This window comes from Arthrobacter sp. W4I7, from assembly GCF_030816215.1.
GTDB classification, from domain to species: Bacteria; Actinomycetota; Actinomycetes; order Actinomycetales; family Micrococcaceae; genus Arthrobacter; species Arthrobacter siccitolerans_A.
This window is the reverse complement of sequence record NZ_JAUSXU010000001.1, coordinates 4187152-4205294: the sequence shown is the minus strand read 5'-3', so window position 1 is coordinate 4205294 and position 18143 is coordinate 4187152. Positions and strand designations below refer to the sequence as shown.

Sequence of the window (18143 nt, the reverse complement as noted above, 5' to 3'; positions counted from 1 at the left end):
CCGTGGGACAGGCCCCCTCAGCCGGTTAACAACTCCATAAGGGCGTGTTCGAACGGGCTTTTATCGGCAGGCTGGTAATTGGATATTTCGGCGTGCAGGAGTCCGGGTGGCCATTGTGGTGGTTCCGGGTCGGGTTGTTCGGGTTTGTAGTGTCGGCCGGTGGGTGAGGTCCAGCCGGGTGGTTCGTTGTGGGTTGCTGGGGTGGGTTCCCAAGGGCTGTTGTGTTTGAGGCGGTGGTGTTTCGGGCAGAGCTGTGCCAGGTTGCTGATCCCCGTATGTCCGCCGTGTTGCCACGCTTGAAGGTGGTCGGTGTCGTTGTCCAAGGTCCGGTTGTTGCAGCCGGGGAAGGTGCATTTGCCGTCTCTGAGCTGCAGTGCTTTTTTCATGGCTTTGGTGAGGCGGTAGCTGGTGCGGCCGATTTCCAGTGGTGCCCCGTCCCGGGGGTCGACGAGCACCCGGTAGAAGGAGCCGGCACCGTTGGCGACAAGCTTGCGGGCCATGGAGGCAGGGATGGGACCGTAGCCGTCCAGGGTTGCGGGTTCGTCGGTGAGGCCGAGCAGCGCGAACACGGGGACGGTGATGAGGACGTCCACCTTTGGCATGGGGACGTTGCCGAGATCCGCGTAGCCGTTGCCGCCGGCGTTCTCGTACTCGGCGGTGGCCGGAGCCTGGTGGTCGGTGGTGGCGGTAGCGGCCGCGGTAATCGAGTCATCGAGGTCAGACGGGGTCAGCGAGGCCAGCCCGATCGTGTCCTGGTCGTCGTCGTGGGTTCTTACCGCGTTACCTTGACCCGGGTTGCCTTGACCCGGGTTGCGTTGACTCGTGTTTCCTTGGCCTGTGGTGTTTTGTCCTGTGCTGATTCCGGCGGTGCTGGTTCCGGCGGTGCGGGTGAGGGCTGGGCCGGCGCTGAGAAGCAGGCCGGCGGCGATGTCGGGCCGGAGTTGTGTCATTGACCGGGGCTCATCCGGGCCTTGCAGGCCGCGGGCGAGGGCGGTGGTGCGGTTCCAGATGGCTGAGGCCTGGTGTGCGGGGATGTAGAGGGAGAGCCAGGCCATGCCGTCGCGGTCCGGGGTGCATTCCATCCGCCGGTCGGCGGCGCTTTTGGTGTGGCGTTTTTCGAGGGATTCGGGGTGGTGGCGTTCGCGCCAGTTACGGACTCTGGTCCGGAACCGTGACGGTACGAGTTCGCCGGCGGCGGCTCCGCGGGTGGGGTTGGGGTCCAGGACGTGGGCTACGAGGGCGGCCGCGCCGGCAGGGCCGAGGCCTTCGGTTTCGTCGGCGATGATTTTGGCGTGCTGCCAGGAGATGGCCCCGGCGAAGAGGGCGTCCATGGCGGGTGGCAGGGAGGTGAGGTGGCGGGATTGGGTGACGAGTGCTCCGGCGGCGGGGGAGCTGATGGTCAGGACGCCGGCGATTTCCTCAACTGCGGACATCTCCGCGTAGGTCCGTTCCTGTACGGACGCTTCGGGCGGGGTCCTCGCGTGCTGGATTTCGATGGCCTCGGCGGCATCCCGCGCCTTCACGGCGGCGAGCTGGGCTTCGACCTGCTTCACGCCCGCCATCCGCTCCAGCCGGATCTCATACTGCCGCTGCAGGACATCCATCTCAGCCCCGGTACTGGCGCCGGTAGTCAGGGCGGCATCCTCAACGAACAGCGCATCAAGGCCAGCGATGGAGGCATGAATGCCGTCCATCGCTGCCACTGTGCCCGCGCCGTTTCCCATAGAAGCATCATCTATCGAGGCACTGACATTTTTTGAGGTTGCGACTGATGGACGAACCGGCGCAGCAGGAAACAGCGATGCCGCACTTACAGCCCCGCCTGCCGGATCCATTTCCATACGAAAATCATCCATCGAGGCACTGACATTCTTCGTTCCAGCCAAACAAAGCCAGCCATGGGTGGGGAGGCAAAAGTGCCTTGCCGCCGTCGTAACGGTCCTCCCTTCCCGGCCCTAAAAGAGGATGCACGCAAAAGATAGTCAGCTTGCTTATCACTTTCGGTTTTCCTACGCTGGAAGCTGTCAGGCAAACAACTCTCGAAGCAGTATTCTGCGCCCTCAATAACGCGCGGAACGCTGCCTCATATGAGGAGGAAAAATGGCAGAAAACAGCATTGCAGGCAAGAAGGTCGCATTCCTGCTGACGGACGGCGTGGAGCAGATTGAACTGACCAGCCCATGGCAGGCAGTGAAAGAGGCCGGCGGCCAGCCCACCCTGGTGGCACCCAAGAGCGGAAAGCTGCAGGGTTTCGAGGGTACAGAAAAGGGCGACACGTTCGACGTCGACCTCACCGTGGCCGAGGCGAATGCCGGCGACTTTGACGCCCTGGTGCTGCCTGGCGGCGTCGTTAACGCCGACCACCTCCGGGTGGACAAGGACGCCCAGGCCTTCACCAGAAGCTTCTTTGAACAGCACAAGCCGGTCGCCTCCATCTGCCACGGACCGTGGCTGCTCATCGAGGCCGGCGTGGTGCGCGGGCGGAACGTCACTTCCTATCACACGCTGCAGACGGACCTGAAGAATGCGGGCGCCAACTGGACCGACGAGGAAGTAGTGGTGGACCAGGGCCTCGTCACCAGCCGCAACCCGGATGATCTTCCGGCCTTTAACAGCAAGCTGGTCGAGGAAATCTCGGAGGGCCAGCACGCCGGCCAGACAGCCTAAACCCCCTTTGTTCCCTCAGGGTTAAGGAAAAAATACGGTGCGGAGGAATTACTCCAGCCGGTAGAGTGTTGGAGTCTGCAGCGACGCCGATCGCGCACCTTTCAAACAACTCCCTGAGGGAACACCCATGTCTACCGAAGTCTCTCCGAACCCCAGCGGCAAGCCCGTCCAAACCGAAGGGACCAAGCCCGCCGCGACGGAGAAGATGTCCCGCGAATCGGTGACAGTCATCAGCACGCTGCTGGTGGCGACCTTTGTGGTGATCCTCAATGAGACCATCATGAACGTCGCCCTGCAGCGGCTCATGGTGGACCTCCAGGTGGACGCACCCACCGTCCAGTGGCTCTCCACCGGATTTATGCTCACCATGGCCGTGGTCATTCCCACCACCGGCTTCATCCTGCAGACCCTGTCCACCCGCGCAGTATTTATGCTCGCCATGGGTCTTTTCGCAGGCGGCACCGCACTTGCCGCAGTGGCTCCGGGCTTCGAGGTCCTGCTGCTGGCACGCATTGTCCAGGCCGGCGGGACCGCCATCATGCTGCCCCTGCTGATGACCACCATCCTCACGCTGGTTCCGCTGGCCAAGCGCGGCGCCGTGATGGGCAACGTCAGCATCGCGATTTCCGTGGCACCCGCCATGGGCCCCACGGTTTCCGGGCTGATCCTTGAGCACTTCACCTGGCGGTTCATGTTTGTGTTCGTCCTCCCGGTCGCCCTCGCGGCCCTTGCCATCGGTGCCAAGTACCTGACCAACGTGGGCGAGACGGAGAAGGCCAAGCTTGACGCCCTTTCCGTGATCCTCACAGTCCCGGCTTTCGGCGGCCTGGTCTACGGACTGAGCCAGATCGGCGGAGGCCACGGCGGCCAGGCCGGTCCGAGTGTTCCCGCGATCGCCGCACTGGTGATCGGCGTCGCCAGCCTCACCGTCTTTGTCCTTCGGCAGGTCCGCCTGCAGAAGGCCGACGCTCCGCTGCTGGACCTCCGCGCCTTCAATATCCGAATGTTCACCGTCTCGGTCCTGCTGATGGTGGTGGCCATGATGGCCCTGTTCGGCGGCGTCATCCTGCTGCCCTTGTACCTGCAGGAAGTGCGCGGCCTGGGCTCCTTGGAGACAGGTCTCGCGCTGCTGCCCGGCGGCCTGGCGATGGGCCTGCTGGGCCCCGTGATCGGCCGGTTGTTCGACAAGGTTGGACCGCTGCCACTCACCGTCACCGGTTCAGTCCTGATGGTGGTGACCCTCTGGCAGTTTTCAATGCTCGACGCCGGCACGTCCGTCGCGTGGATCATCACACTTCACGTGGGGCTGAGTTTCGGCCTGGCCCTGCTGTTCACCCCGGCGTTCACCACCGGCCTGAACCCGCTTCCGCCCCACCTTTACTCGCACGGCTCCGCGATCATGAGCACCACCCAGCAGGTCGCCGGGGCTGCGGGCACGGCGCTGCTGGTGTCCATCTTCGCAGTGGTCTCTGCGGCCTCCGGCCTCGTTGCGGGGATGAGCGCGGCCTTCCTGACAGCGACTGTCATAGCCTTCGCCGCCGTCGTACTCTCCGCCATGATGCGCAAAACCGAAGGTGCCGGGCCGGGTCACGGGGGCCACTAGGCTTTGGGTGATCGAGCCTGTCGAGGCCCTTGGGTTTCGACGGGCTCAACCACCGGGTCGACGGGCTCAACCAGAGAATTAGACAGGCTCAAGCACCGGGGGACGGGTCAGCCGGCGTAGAAGTCCGCGAGTTCCTTGATCAGCTTGTCCGGAGCCTTGATGACGCCGTCGTGGCCGAAGCCGGGCAGGATGGTGTAGCTGGAGCCGGAGAGGACGTCGTGGATCTGGCCGCATGCCACCCCGAAGTACGCCGGGCTCTTTTCGCCCACCACGATCAGTGTTTCCAGCGGCAGTTCCAGGAACGGCTCTGCCGGCATGTCCGCGGCGATGATCGCCTTGATCTCACGAACACCGGTGCGCATCAGTTCGCGCTGCTGCTTGCCCTCTGACGTGCCGGCGGTGAGCTTGTTGGCCAGGGTCAGCATGGCGAGCGGCATCCTGGACGAGAAGGCGCCGCCGGCTTCGAGTCCGCGCTGCAGGACGGCGAGGGCGCGGTCGTCGTCCCCGGCCGCAATGGCGCGCTCGTATTCGGTAGTCCAGTCCGCCTTAACGCTGTGGTTTACGGAAACCGCGGGATCGTAGACGGCGAGCCGTTCCACCGGCAGGGTCCGTGCCGCGTGGAGCGCAACGGCCCCGCCGAAGCTGTGCCCGAAGACATCCGTGCTTGAGGTGTGCTTCATGACGGTGTCGAGGTCGCGGATGTCCACGTCCAGGGTGTAATCCTCCGGCTGCGGGGATGACGAGCCACGGCCGCGGCGGTTGAACGTGTGCACCGGGCGGCCCAGGGCGGCGCTGAGCTTCTGCGCGAACTTGGTGTAATCCGCGGCCGTCACCAGGGACGGCGGGACAACCACTACGCCTGAACCGGCGGAAGCCAGTTCCGTACCGGTGGAAAAGAGCTCCAGAGTGCCGCCGTCGGGGGTCCTGATGTTCTCGCGCGTCATGTTCCGAGCCTAGCCGAGCAACCTGAACGCGGGCACCATGGACACTACGGGCTGCCCGGGCAGTAGCGAGCAGGGACAGTGAGTGTGCCCGTCAGCCGAGGCGTTGGATGAGCGCCGCGCTCTGCTCCCGGATCGCCGGCAGCTCAGTACCCAGCCCGCAAAGAATGAGCCCGGCATCCGCGGCCTGCAGCGGAGAGGCCGAGGTGGCCAAGCCGTCTGCCCGCAGATTGATCAGGGATTCGACCAGGCGGAAAGCCAGGTCCCCCGGGTTGGCTCCAATAGCGGCCGCAGTGCCCGCAGGGGACAGGGCCCGGCCGAGCTCCCCGTACACATTGCGCAGCTCCTGCCGGTCGGCCAGGAACCGTTCGAAGCGCCCGCTGCGCGCCTCGGGCAGGTGGTACAGGACGCCGAGGTTCCAACGGGCACTGCACAATTGCGTTCCGTCATAAAGGGCGACGGCGTGAAGGCGGCTCCCAGCCGGAACTTCCCTTACGGGCAGGGCAGCCACTGCCCGGGCGAACGCCAGCCCGCCGGACACGGTGCCCTCAAGGAGGTCCTCGAGGATGTCGTCCTTGGTCTTGAAGTGGTGGTACAGCGAGGACTGCCTGATCCCCACGGAATCGGCGATGGAGCGGGTTGAGGTGTTGGCGAACCCTTGGGTGGTGAAGAGTTCAGCAGCCGCATCCAGGATCTCCTCCCGGGCGGTGGCCCCTGGCCTGGAGGGTTGTTGGCTGCGAGGGCGTCCCGGTCCGGCTGAAGTCACCGCTTCATTCTTGCACCATCGTTAGAGCGCATTTGAGCGCCGCGGGAACGGTGAGGGGACGGAAATGCACCGGAAACAAGATGTCTATGCGCCTTTTACAGGGGTGAAACTGTTTGGGGACATCGCGCTGGAAAACTATCAATTGACCGGTATTCCGCAGCCATCGGCCGAGGGCTGCATTACCGCCGGCCCCCTCGCCGTTCCAGCCCCCGGAGAATCCGATGACCTCAACCGTTCTTCCCACCGTCCACACGGACGATGCAGATTTGACGTCCCTTGGCTACGAGCCCACCCTCCACCGGAAACTGGGCCGCTACGCTTCCTTTGCCGCCGGCTTTTCCTTCGTCTCCATCCTCACCACCATCTTCCAGCTGTTCGCCTTCGGCTACTCCTTCGCGGGACCGGCCTTCTTCTGGACCTGGCCGGTAGTGCTGGTGGGCCAGCTCCTCGTGGCCCTGAACTTCGCCGAACTCGCTGCCCGCTATCCGTTGTCCGGAGCCGTGTACCAGTGGGCGCGGCGGGTTGGCGGCGAGGGCGTGGGCTGGTTTGCCGGCTGGTTCATGGCGATCGCCCAGGTGGTCACGGCCGCGGCCGCCGCCATCGCCCTGCAGGTGGTGCTGCCCCAGCTGTGGGACGGCTTCCAGCTCGTGGGCGGAGACCCCGCGCTCAACACGGTGACGGGAGCTGCCAACGCGGTGATCCTGGGTGCCGTCCTCCTGGTGGCCACCACCATCATCAACTCATTAGGCGTCAAGCTCATGGCCCACGTGAACTCGGTGGGCGTCACCTGTGAAATCGTCGGAGTCGCAGCCGTCATCCTGGCCCTCATCAGCGCCGCCCAGCGCGGACCGGACGTTGTTGCGGACACCACCGTGCTCCAGAATTCCGAGCTCGGCTCCGTGGGAGCATTCCTGGTCTCCGGGCTGATGGCCGCTTACGTCATGGTGGGCTTCAACTCCGCCGGTGAACTCTCCGAAGAAACCAAGGACCCGCGCCGGACCGCTCCCCGCACCATCCTCTCCGCCCTGCTCATCTCCGGAATCGGCGGCGCGCTGATGATCATCACCGCCCTGATGGCCGCACCCAGCCTCGACGACGGCCGGCTCGCCACCGAAGGTCTGCCCTACGTCCTCACCGCCGTCCTGGGCACCTTCTGGGGCAAGGTCCTGCTGGTGGATGTAGCCATCGCCATCTTCGTGTGCACCCTGGCCATCCAGACCGCCGGTTCACGTCTGGTCTTCTCCATGGCCCGCGACGGCAAACTCCCCGCCTCGGCACTGCTGTCCTCCGTCCACCCCACCCGCGGAACGCCCATGTGGCCCTCGATTGTCATCGGCGCCCTTGCCGTTGGGGTACTCGCCATCAACGTGGGCAACGCGGCCCTGTTCACCACCCTCTGCAGCGTCTGCATCGTGATGGTCTACCTCGCCTACCTCCTGGTGACCGTGCCCCAGCTCCTCAACCGCCTCCGCGGCGACTGGAACCAGGTGGGGCAGACCCTTCCGGCGGGACTCTTTTCCCTCGGACGCTGGGGCCTGCCCGTCAACATCCTGGCCGTCCTCTACGGAGCCGTGATGGTGGTCAACCTCGCTTGGCCGCGGCCCGAGGTTTACGACCCCAGCGGCGAAAACCCCGTCCTGCTCTACTCCGCACCGCTCATGGTGGCAGTGGTCCTGCTCCTCGGAGTCTGGGTCCGGCGCCGGAACCTGGCAACCAAGGCCTGAGCCATCGCATAACAGCCTTCAGTAACGCACGCCTTAAACGACTACAGGATTGACATGACACAAGTAACCGATCGCCCAGCAGGTACAGCGACTACCGCAGGCGCCCGTGCCCACGCCAGGGAGCAGCACGGCAGGACCGTCGACACCATGCGGTACGTGCCGGCCGCCTCCGCCCCGGCACACCTGACCGCCGGCCTCAGCGACGGCGCCATGGGCAAGCTCACTTGGGCCGAATCCCTGGCCTTCGGCCGCTACACCACGCTGGCCCTGGCCCGCGGCACCCGGATCAGGCTCACCGACGCGTCCGGCGATGCCTGCGTGCACGCCCTCCTCTACCGCGCCGGAGCGCTCCACGAGCGCCTCAACGTGGCTGACACCGTCAAGGTCCCCTGGCAGGCCTACCCCACCACCGGCCACCCATTGCTTTCCGACGCCGGCCGCCTGATGGCCACGATCGCCGCCGATACGTCCTCCCGCCACGACGCCCTGACCGGCGCCACCTCCCTTGAGGGCAACACGGCAAAGTATGGTGCCGGAACCGCCCACAGTGCGTCTCCCGCCGCCCGCGAACTGCTCAGCCTCGGAGCGCTCAAGAACGGCCTGGGCCCGCGTGATGTCGCCCCGTCCCTCTCCCTCTTCAAGGGCATCACCGTGGACCCTGCCGGAAGCATCACCTTCACGGGGAGCGCCGGGCCGGGTGCCGCCGTCGAACTTCTCCTCCAGATGGATGCCGTGCTGGTCCTTGCCAACACCTCACACCCGCTGGACCCACGCCCGGATTTCACCGGCACCGCAGTGGACATCGTTGCCTGGCACGCCCCGCAGGACCTGGCAGCGCTCGAAGCCGGCAGCCTCACCGGCCCACTGTCGCCCGAACACCAGCAGGCACTGCGCAACACCGACCACGACCTGACCGCGAGGAACGTCCGATGAACACCGCCATCCACACTGAAACCATCGCGGCAGCCCGCGACATCGCCCTCGCACCCGGCGACGTGGTGCTTGACGAGTTCGTCGAGGCCCGCGGCCCCTGGTCCGCCGTCGTGGCCGCCGGCGATGTGCTGACCATCGTGGACCTCGAAGGCAACCAGGCCGTGGACTGCCTGCTGTACGCCGCGGGGGACACCGCCGTGCGCTACTCCGCCGCCGTCACCCTCGCGCGGCAGCAGTCAATCGTCCTCACGACGGGCTCCGTGCTGAGGGCGGACACCGGGGTGCCCCTGATGACCGTCATCGCGGACGAGGTAGGGGTCCACGACACCATCGGTGGCGCCTGCTCGCAGGAATCCAACACCCTCCGCTACGGCCAGCACACCCGGGAACAGCACGCCTGCGTGGAGAACTTCCTGATCGAGGGCTCGCGCTGGGGCCTGGGCAAGCGGGACCTGGTGTCCAACATCAACTGGTTCATGAACGTTCCCGTTGATCCGGACGGTGCCCTGGGAATCGTGGACGGCCTGTCCGCTCCCGGCAAGCGGGTGGCCCTGCGGGCCGAGGTGGACACCCTGGTGCTGGTCTCCAACTGCCCCCAGATCAACAACCCCTGCAACGGCTTCAACCCCACCCCCGTCCGCATGATCGTCACCCGGCCGGAGGCTGCACTGTGAACAACAAGAACCTGAACACCTTCGACACCCTCCTGATCGCCAACCGCGGCGAGATCGCCTGCCGCATCATCGAATCCGCCCGGAAGCTGGGACTCCGCACGGTTGCCGTGTTCTCGGAAGCGGACAGGGGCGCCAAGCACGTCCGGCTGGCAGATGAAGCGGTGCTCCTGGGACCCGCGCCGGCCAAGGAGTCCTACCTTCGCGTGGATGCGCTGCTCGAGGCTGCCAAGTCCACCGGATCCGGCGCCATCCACCCCGGCTACGGCTTCCTGTCCGAGGACGCCGCCTTTGCCGAGGCCGTGGAAGCGGCCGGGCTCGTCTTTGTGGGACCCACCGCCGAGCAGCTGCGCATCTTCGGCACCAAGCACACAGCGCGCGACGCCGCCCGGGCAGCCGGCGTGCCGATGATCGCCGGTTCCGGGCTGCTTGAGGACGTGGACGACGCCGTTGCGGCCAGCACCGCGATCGGGTTCCCGCTGATGCTCAAGGCCACCGGCGGTGGCGGCGGTATTGGCATGACGGTATGCCGCAGCGAGGCCGAACTCGTGGACAGCTTTCCCCGCGTGGCCCGCCTGGCCGGAGCCAGCTTCGGCACCGCCGGTGTCTTCGCCGAACGGTACGTCGAGAACGCCCGCCACGTTGAGGTCCAGATCTTCGGCGACGGCGAAGGCCGGGTGGTCAGCCTCGGCGACCGGGACTGCTCGCTGCAGCGCCGCCACCAGAAAGTCCTCGAAGAGGCACCCGCCCCGGACCTGCCGGACGAACTGCGCGAAGAACTCCACCGCAGCTCCCGCGCCCTCTGCGCCTCCCTCAACTACCGCTCCGCCGGCACCGTCGAATTCGTCTACGACTCCACCCGCCGCGAGGCTTCCTTCCTGGAGGTCAACGCCCGGCTCCAGGTGGAGCACCCCGTCACCGAAGCCGTCACCGGCGTGGACCTGGTGGAGTGGATGCTGCGCCTGGCCCAGGGCGGAAGCGAAGCTGCATCAGTCCTCGACGGAGTGCCGGACAGCCTGCCAGTCTCGGGGCACGCCGTGGAAGCCCGCGTCTACGCCGAGGACCCCGCCCGCGGCTTCCAGCCCAGCGCCGGCACCGTGACCAACGCCGTTTACCCGTCCACCGAAGATGTCCGCGTGGACGCCTGGGCCGAAACCGGAACCGAAGTCTCCACCAACTACGATCCCCTCCTGGGCAAGATCATCACCTCCGGCGCGAACCGCACCGAAGCCCTCGACCGGCTGGCCGCCGCGCTCGCCGGCACCCGGATCGACGGGATCGAAACCAACCTTGGGATGCTCCGCGCCGCCACCGGCCTCGGCGTGGTCCGCAGCGTCCAGCACTCCACCAGCACGCTGGACAACGTGGGCGACCCGGAGCCGCGCATCACCGTGGGGCGCCCCGGCCTGCAGACCAGCGTCCAGGACTGGCCCGGCCGCACAGGACTGTGGCAGATCGGTGTACCCCCGAGTGGGCCCATGGACGATCTTTCCTTCCGCCTCGGCAACACTGCCCTCGGCAACCCGGAAGGTGCTCCCGGCCTGGAATTCACCATGACCGGCCCCAGCCTGACCTTCACCCACACCACCACCGTCTGCGTCACCGGCGCGGAAGTCACGGTGACGGTTGACGGGACGGAGGTGCCCACCTGGGCTCCCGTCACGCTCCCCGCGGGAGGAACGCTCGACGTCGGCACGGCCGGCAGCAAGGGCCTCCGCGGCTACATCCTCTTCGAGGGCGGCCTGGACATACCGCAGTACCTGGGCAGCGCCTCCACCTTCGCCCTGGGCCAGTTCGGCGGCCATGCCGGGCGGGTCCTGCGTGCCGGTGACGTGCTGCGGGCAGTGGCCCCGGCCACCCGGGCTGCCGGCAAGGCGTTGAGCGCAGCGGTCCCGCTGGACAGCCGCCCGGCCCTGACCTCGGCCTGGGAACTTTCCGTGGCGGAAGGCCCGCACGGCGCCCCGGAGTTCTTCCAGCGCGAAGACATCGAAGAGCTGTACGCCACGGAGTACGAAGTCCACTTCAACTCCGCCCGCACCGGTGTCCGGCTGATTGGCCCCAAGCCGCGCTGGGCCCGGACGGACGGTGGCGAGGCCGGCCTGCACCCATCCAACATCCACGACACTGCCTACTCCGTGGGAGCGCTGGACTTTACCGGTGATACTCCCATCCTGCTTGGACCAGACGGCCCCAGCCTGGGCGGGTTTGTCTGCCCGGTCACCGTGGTGACTGCCGACCGCTGGAAGCTCGGCCAGCTCCGGCCGGGGGACAAGGTCCGGTTCGTTCCCATCCGGGTCAGCCAGGCGCCGTCGGCGAAGGACCTTGGCCCCGGCCGGCAGCTTGTCCTGCCCGGCGACGCCGCGTGGTCCGGTGGCATCTCAGCCGTGACCTCCGCTGTGACCTCCGCGTCCGGCCTCGGTACGGCCCGGGGCGATGGCGACGACGGCGTGCTGGGCCGGGTGCCGGAAGGTCCCGGGCGGCCGGCAGTCACCTACCGCCGCTCCGGTGACGACAACCTGCTGGTGGAATACGGCGAGATGGTGCTGGACCTCGGGCTCCGCGCCCGGGTGCACGCCCTGCACCAGCACATCGAACAGCTCCGCGTGCCCGGGGTCGTTGACCTCACCCCGGGGATCCGCTCGCTGCAGATCAAGGTGGACCCGTCGGTGTTGACCACCAAGCGCCTGCTGGGCCTCGTCCAGGAAATCGAAGCTGCACTGCCGGCGAGCTCTGAGCTGGTGGTTCCCAGCCGCACCGTCCGGCTGCCGCTGTCCTGGGACGATCCCGCCACCCGTGAAGCGATCGAACGCTACATGGCCGGTGTCCGCGACGACGCCCCGTGGTGCCCCTGGAACATCGAATTCATCCGCCGGATCAACGGCCTGGACTCCGTGAACGACGTGTTCGACACTGTCTTTGACGCCGAATACCTGGTCCTGGGCCTGGGCGACGTTTACCTTGGCGCCCCGGTGGCAACCCCGCTGGACCCCCGCCACCGCCTGGTCACCACCAAGTACAATCCGGCCCGTACCTGGACGCCGGAGAACGCGGTAGGCATCGGCGGAGCCTATATGTGCATCTACGGCATGGAAGGACCCGGCGGCTACCAGTTCGTCGGCCGCACAACCCAGGTGTGGTCGCGCTACGCCGACTCGGCGCCGTTCGAGCCCGGCTCGCCCTGGCTGCTCCGCTTCTTCGACCGGATCTCCTGGTATCCCGTCAGCCCCGAGGAACTCCTGGACCTGCGGGCCGACATGGCGGCCGGAAGGGGCCGCGGGGTGGACATCGAGGACGGCACCTTCTCGCTGGCCGAGCACGAAGTGTTCCTTGAGGAAAACCGCGAGTCCATCGCGGCGTTCCGGGAAAAGCAGGGCGCAGCGTTCGCCGTTGAACGGCAGGCATGGGCCGACGCCGGCGAGTTTGACCGTGCCGACGCGCTGGCCGCCGTCGTGTCACCGGTGGTGGACGAGGTGGACGTTCCGGAGGGTGGGTCGCTCGTGGCCGCGCCCTTCGCGGCGAGCGTCTGGAAGGTCGATGTGGCGGAAGGCGACCGGGTGGTCAAGGGCCAGCCGCTGGTGTCCCTGGAAGCAATGAAGATGGAAACTGTCCTGGAAGCGCCCTGTGACGGCGTGGTGCTGCGGGTCCTGCCGGTTGCCGGCTCCCAGGTGGTTGCCGGCGAGGCAGTGGTAGTCCTTGGCAGCAATGATCTGGAGCCCGCGGAAGTGGATGCCCCGGAACTGGAAGAGGCAGCAGTATGAACAACGTAATTACCGGGGCTGCCACAAAGCGCGTTCACGCGGCCCTCGCCGCCCTGGAAACCATCGACCGCCCGGAAATCTGGATCACCCTTCGCGGGGAGGATGAATTGCTGGCCGAAGCCGCCGCCATCGATACGGCAGTGGCTGCCGGCGCCGGCAAGCCGCTCGCCGGACTCCTGCTCGCCGTCAAAAACAACGTTGACGTGGCAGGAATACCGACGACGGCGGCGTGCCCCGGCTTCGCCTACCTGCCGGAAAAGGATGCAGAAGCGGTGGCCCGGCTCCGGACCGCCGGAGCCCTGGTCCTGGGTGCCACCAACCTGGACCAGTTCGCCACCGGGCTGGTGGGCACGCGCAGCCCGCACGGCGCGGTCCGTGATGCCCGCCGCCCGGACTTCATCTCCGGCGGCTCCAGCTCCGGATCTGCGGTTGCCGTTGCCCTTGGCCTCGTGGACATCGCCATCGGGACGGACACGGCTGGTTCAGGCCGCGTCCCGGCCGGGCTGCAGGGCATCGTGGGGATCAAACCGACGCTGGATGTTGTGTCCACAGCCGGCGTGGTCCCGGCCTGCCGGTCCTGGGACGCCGTCACGATTTTCGCCCGCCACCTCTCCACCGCCGAGCTGGCCATGGGCGTGATGGCGGGAGGAGCGCGGGAATGGCCCGCGGACATCCGGCTGGCAGCGCCGGAAAAGCCGCGGGTGGCCTACCCGGCAGCCCTGCCGGCACTTCCGGAGGCGTGGGCCGCCGAATTCCACCGCAACGTTGACCGGCTCAAGGCATTGGGCGTGGACCTCCAGGCCATCGAATTCGATGCCTTCCTCGATGCTGCCCGGCTGCTGTACGACGGCGCTCTGGTGGCGGAGCGTTACGCCGCCGTCGGGGATTTCCTGGAGAGGTACGACGGCGGCGTGGACAGCCAGGCGGGCATCGACCCCACGGTGGCGCGCATCATCCGGGCGGCGGGCATAGTGCCCGCCCACCGGTACGTCGCCGATACGGCCCGGCTCGAGGCGCTCAAGGAGCAGGCGATGGCCGAACTGGAGGGCTTCGACGCCCTGCTGATCCCCACGGCCCCGTTCCACCCCACCCTTGCCGAAGTGGCCGCGGATCCGGTGGGCGTGAACTCCCTGATGGGCACCTACACGAACTTCTGCAACCTGTTCGACCTGTGCGCTGTGGCGGTGCCGGCCGGCGAAGTGGATGGTGCCCAGTTCGGGCTGACAGTGGTGGCCCGCACTTTCGAAGACGCCGTCGCCGCTGACATCGCCCGCCTCCTGGAGGCAACCCCGGACGCGCCGGCGCTTTTCGCCGAGGGGGCGGCACGGCTGGCCGCGCTTGCCGCTGCCGGGCCGTCGTCGTCCGCTCCGTGGCCCCTGGCAGCAGGCGCAACCGCTGTACCGCTGGTGGTGGTGGGCGCCCACCGCAAAGGGCAGCCGCTGGCTCCGCAGCTCGAGGAACTGGGTGCGGCCTGGGAGGGCCCCGTCCGGACCGCGGCCCGCTACCGCATGGTCTCCCTCGACACCGTGCCGCCCAAGCCGGGGGTCTACCGTTCGGACGACGACGGCGCGGAGCTGGCGGGTGAACGGTGGCTTGTGTCCGAGGCAGGGCTGGGGCGGTTCCTGGCTGCCCTCCCCGAGCCCATGCTGCTCGGCTCCATCGAACTTGCCGACGGTTCCAGGGCGGTGGGGTTCGCCTGCGATGCCGTGGCTGCTGCGGAGGGGGAGGACATCACCCGCTACGGCGATTGGCTGGCAGCCAAGGACTACCTGGGTCAGCCGAAGAGCCTGTGGCAGAACCTGGGGAATGCTGCCTTGGCCGGGTTCAACCGGGGAAACTAGCCCTTGAAGTAGTCGGAGATGTCGGTGACCAGTTCGCCTACGGCCGCCGGGATGGAACCGTGGAAGCATTTGGGGGAGAGCTCATAGGTGCTGCCGGGGACTGCGGCGTGCAGCCGCTCAGCCGTTGCCTTGTAATAGCTGGGACTCTTGCCGCCCGCCATGAAGTGCGTGTTGGCAGGGAGAACGCTGAAGTCCCTGGCATGGTCCGCCTCGTTGTAGGCGGCCCGGAGTTCGCCCACACCGCTGGGCATCACCTCCTGGAACATCCTGTTCACCTTGGTGCGGGACAGCACGGCCATCAGCCCGGCGAGGACCGGCTCCGGAATCTTTGCCATGGCGGATCCCGGTTTTGTGGCCTTCTTCATGTGGGCCAGGGCGTGCCCCACCTTGCCCTTGTTCACGGCGTCCTCAAAGCCGTCCAGCCATCCAGTGTCGATGCTGCCGTCGATGTTCACGGCGGCGTCGTACACTGCGAGCTTGCCCGGGACGTAGGGGGTTCCGGTGAACTCCTGCACGGCATTGAGTGCCATCGATCCGCCCAGGCTGTGGCCCAGGATGTTTCTCGCCCCGGTGGCGTCCAGGACGGTGCGGACGTCTTCGATCTCGGTGGCCATCGAGTAATCTGCCGGTTGTTTGGAGGAGCTGCCGCGGCCGCGCCGGTCGTAAACGTCCACGGCCCAGCCCTCACCCAGTCCCTTTGCCAGCGCAGTCGAAAACGGCCGGTAGATCAGGGCGGTGAGGAACGCTCCGCCGATCAGCACCACCCGGCGTTCTCCCGGCGCATTCCGGGTACCGTAGCTGTACAAAGCCAGCCGGCCGCCGTCGTGCGTTGAAAGTACCTGTTCTTTCACCACCCCATCCTAGGCAGGGCAAGCTGGGAGGCTGCGCAGCCAGTGCGGCCCGATGCCCGGTAAACTTGATGATTGTGACTTCCCAAAACACCCCCTCGCCCAAGAACGCCCCGGAGCCGCTGGATGCCAGCGAACAGATGCGGATCCGCATGGAGAAGCGCGCCAAACTGATCGAGCGCGGCATTGAGGCGTACCCGGTGGGTGTGGAGCGCACGCACTCCCTCGCGGAGATCCGCGAAAAGTACGCCCACCTCCAGGCGGACGACACCACGGGCGACGTCGTGGGCGTCACTGGCCGCGTTGTGTTCGTCCGCAACACCGGAAAGCTGTGCTTCGCCACGCTCCAGGAGGGCGGCACGGACGGCAAGGGCACCCGCCTGCAGGCCATGCTCAGCCTTGCCAACATCGGCGAGGAAGCCCTCGCCGACTGGAAAGCCCTGGTTGACCTTGGCGACCACGTGTTCATCCGGGGCGAAGTCATTTCCTCCCGCCGCGGCGAATTGTCCATCATGGCCGACTCCTGGTCCATGGCCTCCAAGGCCCTCCGCCCGCTGCCGGTGCTGCATGCGGAACTGAATGAGGAGACCCGCGTCCGCCAGCGCTACGTGGACCTGATGGTCCGCGACGAAGCCCGCGAAATGGTCTACACCCGCGCGGCCATCACACGCTCCATCCGCGAGACGCTCTTCCGGCACAACTACGTTGAGGTGGAGACCCCCATCCTGCAGCTGGTCCACGGCGGCGCGCTGGCGCGGCCGTTCGAGACCCACATGAACGCCTTCGACCAGAAGATGACCCTGCGCATCGCTACGGAGCTTTACCTCAAGCGTGCCGTGGTGGGCGGCATTGACCGCGTCTACGACATGGGCCGGGTGTTCCGCAATGAAGGCGTGGACTCCACCCACAGCCCGGAGTTCACCACGCTCGAGAGCTACGAAGCGTGGGCGGACCAGTTTGTAATGGCCGAGCGCATCAAGGAGATCATTCTCGACGCCGCCGATGCCGTGGGCGCCGGCCGCGTCCTGCAGACCGAAGCAGGGGAGATCAACCTCGACGGCGACTGGGCCTGGGTGTCCGTATACCCCGGACTGTCCGACGCCGTTGGGCAGGAGATCACGCCGGACACCTCGGTGGAGGTGCTGCGCGGAATTGCGGACAAGCACGAAGTCAAGGTTGACCCCAAGTGGGACGCCGAGAAGCTGGTGGTGGAGCTCTTCGGCGAAATTGTCGAGCCCACGCTGCTGAACCCCACTTTCGTCTATGACTACCCGCCCTCCGCCCAGCCGCTGGCCCGCCCGCACCGCGAGGACGGCAGGCTGATCGAGGCCTGGGACCTCATTATCGGCGGCATGGAGCGCGGCACCGCATTCTCCGAACTGATCGACCCCGTTATTCAGCGCGAGCGGCTCACCGAGCAGTCCCGCCACGCCGCAGCGGGCGATGATGAAGCGATGCAGCTGGACGAGGACTTCCTGCGCGCCCTTGAATACGGTGCCCCTCCCATGGGTGGCATTGGCCTCGGGATCGACCGGCTGGTAATGCTGTTCACCGGCGCGGGCATCCGCGAAACAATCCTCTTCCCGCTGCTCAAGCCTGAGGGGCACTGACCATGGAATACGTAGCCGTCCTCCTTCCCTCGCTGGTGGTGGGTTTGCTCTTCTGGTTCGCCATGAAGGCAATCTTTAATGCGGACAAGTCAGAACGCCAGGCAGAGGCGCGGGCACAGGAAGAAGCCGAGGCGCGGGCCGCGTCACCGGCGGAGCGGCCGCAACCGGAATCGAATTGATAAACCCCGGACTTTCTGCCTTTATCCCCAGGAACCATTTGGCGCTTTGACGCGTTGCCATAAAAAGAGTCATACTTTTTAGGAAACATCCTGCTTTTCTGAAAATCGAACCCTTTCCAAGAGGAAGACTTTAAATGGCACAGAAAGTAAACATCATCCTCGTTGATGATCTGGATGGGGGATCCGCAGACGAGAATGTTAAGTTCGGCCTCGACGGGGCCAGTTATGAGATTGATCTTTCGGCGGCCAATGCCGCTGAACTCCGTTCCTCATTGGAACGGTTTATCGGCGCAGCGCGGAAGGCTTCCGGCGGCAGCGGCCGGACTGCCCGAACCAAACCGTCGGGCGGCGGCCGCAGCCACGATTCGGCCCAGATTCGCCAATGGGCGCGTGAAAACGGCTATACGGTTAACAGCCGTGGCCGAATTCAGGCCGAAATCCAGGAAGCCTACCAAAAGGCAAATTCCTAGTTCCGGCAAGAACCCGGTAATAAGCCCTGCTTCCCGCTTCGGGAGGCAGGGCTTTTTTGTGCCCTGCTCCCCGCTCGCCTGGTCCTCCGCGCTGCAACCGGAATTGCGGCGGACCACCGCAATTAGTCCTTG

Annotated in this window: 14 protein-coding genes; 10 read left to right on the top strand and 4 right to left on the bottom strand. The window is 66.5% G+C overall.

From position 1 onward, the window contains the following. Positions 1–17 precede the first annotated feature (17 nt). A complete protein-coding gene (locus QF047_RS19075; RefSeq protein ID WP_307280297.1) occupies positions 18–1724 on the bottom strand; it encodes an HNH endonuclease signature motif containing protein in 1707 nt (568 codons plus the stop codon). Between the two features lie 376 nt (positions 1725–2100). On the opposite strand from QF047_RS19075, the gene QF047_RS19070 reads away from it, so the two are divergent. Together QF047_RS19070 and QF047_RS19065 are read left to right on the top strand one after the other, a co-directional pair. Next, the gene (locus QF047_RS19070; protein WP_306637639.1) at positions 2101–2667 is read left to right on the top strand and encodes a type 1 glutamine amidotransferase domain-containing protein; all 567 of its coding nucleotides are present in this window, start codon (positions 2101–2103) and stop codon (positions 2665–2667) included. 127 nt (positions 2668–2794) lie between these two features. Further along, complete coding sequence (locus QF047_RS19065) at positions 2795–4270, top strand: DHA2 family efflux MFS transporter permease subunit (protein ID WP_307280292.1); 1476 nt, start codon at positions 2795–2797, stop codon at positions 4268–4270. Between the two features lie 107 nt (positions 4271–4377). Here the strand turns inward: QF047_RS19065 and QF047_RS19060 are convergent, their stop codons facing one another. Together QF047_RS19060 and QF047_RS19055 are read right to left on the bottom strand one after the other, a co-directional pair. Beyond that, entirely contained in the window at positions 4378–5214 is an 837-nt protein-coding gene (locus QF047_RS19060; RefSeq protein ID WP_306637641.1) for an alpha/beta fold hydrolase, read from the bottom strand. Positions 5215–5305: 91 nt separating this feature from the next. After that, positions 5306–5977: a TetR/AcrR family transcriptional regulator gene (locus tag QF047_RS19055; protein WP_306637642.1), complete on the bottom strand. Its 672-nt coding sequence runs from the start codon at positions 5975–5977 to the stop codon at positions 5306–5308. A gap of 221 nt (positions 5978–6198) precedes the next feature. Between QF047_RS19055 and QF047_RS19050 the strand changes: the two genes are divergently transcribed. The 5 genes from QF047_RS19050 to atzF are packed head-to-tail and all read left to right on the top strand — an operon-like array spanning position 6199 to position 14904. Next, positions 6199–7701: an amino acid permease gene (locus tag QF047_RS19050; protein ID WP_306637643.1), complete on the top strand. Its 1503-nt coding sequence runs from the start codon at positions 6199–6201 to the stop codon at positions 7699–7701. Positions 7702–7755: 54 nt separating this feature from the next. Continuing rightward, complete coding sequence (locus QF047_RS19045; RefSeq protein ID WP_307280286.1) at positions 7756–8634, top strand: urea amidolyase associated protein UAAP1; 879 nt, start codon at positions 7756–7758, stop codon at positions 8632–8634. Then, entirely contained in the window at positions 8631–9308 is a 678-nt protein-coding gene (locus QF047_RS19040) for an urea amidolyase associated protein UAAP2 (RefSeq protein ID WP_307280283.1), read from the top strand. The genes QF047_RS19045 and QF047_RS19040 overlap by 4 nt, the downstream gene beginning before the upstream one ends. A gap of 11 nt (positions 9309–9319) precedes the next feature. Further along, positions 9320–13063 carry an urea carboxylase gene (gene uca / locus QF047_RS19035; protein ID WP_307282077.1) on the top strand — a complete coding sequence of 1248 codons (3744 nt, stop codon included), beginning with the start codon at positions 9320–9322 and terminating at the stop codon, positions 13061–13063. Further along, the gene (gene atzF, locus QF047_RS19030) at positions 13060–14904 is read left to right on the top strand and encodes an allophanate hydrolase (RefSeq protein WP_307280280.1); all 1845 of its coding nucleotides are present in this window, start codon (positions 13060–13062) and stop codon (positions 14902–14904) included. Before uca ends, atzF begins: the two co-directional genes overlap by 4 nt. Here atzF and QF047_RS19025 read toward each other — a convergent pair. Continuing rightward, a complete protein-coding gene (locus QF047_RS19025) occupies positions 14901–15755 on the bottom strand; it encodes an alpha/beta fold hydrolase (protein WP_307280277.1) in 855 nt (284 codons plus the stop codon). The two genes, atzF and QF047_RS19025, sit on opposite strands and share 4 nt — an antisense overlap. 68 nt (positions 15756–15823) lie before the next feature. Here QF047_RS19025 and lysS point away from each other — a divergent pair, with 68 nt between their 5' ends. The 3 genes from lysS (at position 15824) to QF047_RS19010 (ending at position 18011) form a co-directional block, all read left to right on the top strand. Next, positions 15824–17362, top strand: coding sequence for a lysine--tRNA ligase (gene lysS, locus QF047_RS19020; RefSeq protein ID WP_306637648.1), 1539 nt, complete (start codon positions 15824–15826; stop codon positions 17360–17362). Positions 17363–17364: 2 nt separating this feature from the next. Further along, entirely contained in the window at positions 17365–17541 is a 177-nt protein-coding gene (locus QF047_RS19015; RefSeq protein WP_306637649.1) for a hypothetical protein, read from the top strand. Between the two features lie 134 nt (positions 17542–17675). Further along, a complete protein-coding gene (locus tag QF047_RS19010) occupies positions 17676–18011 on the top strand; it encodes an Lsr2 family protein (RefSeq protein WP_307280272.1) in 336 nt (111 codons plus the stop codon). The last annotated feature ends 132 nt before the right edge of the window (positions 18012–18143 follow it).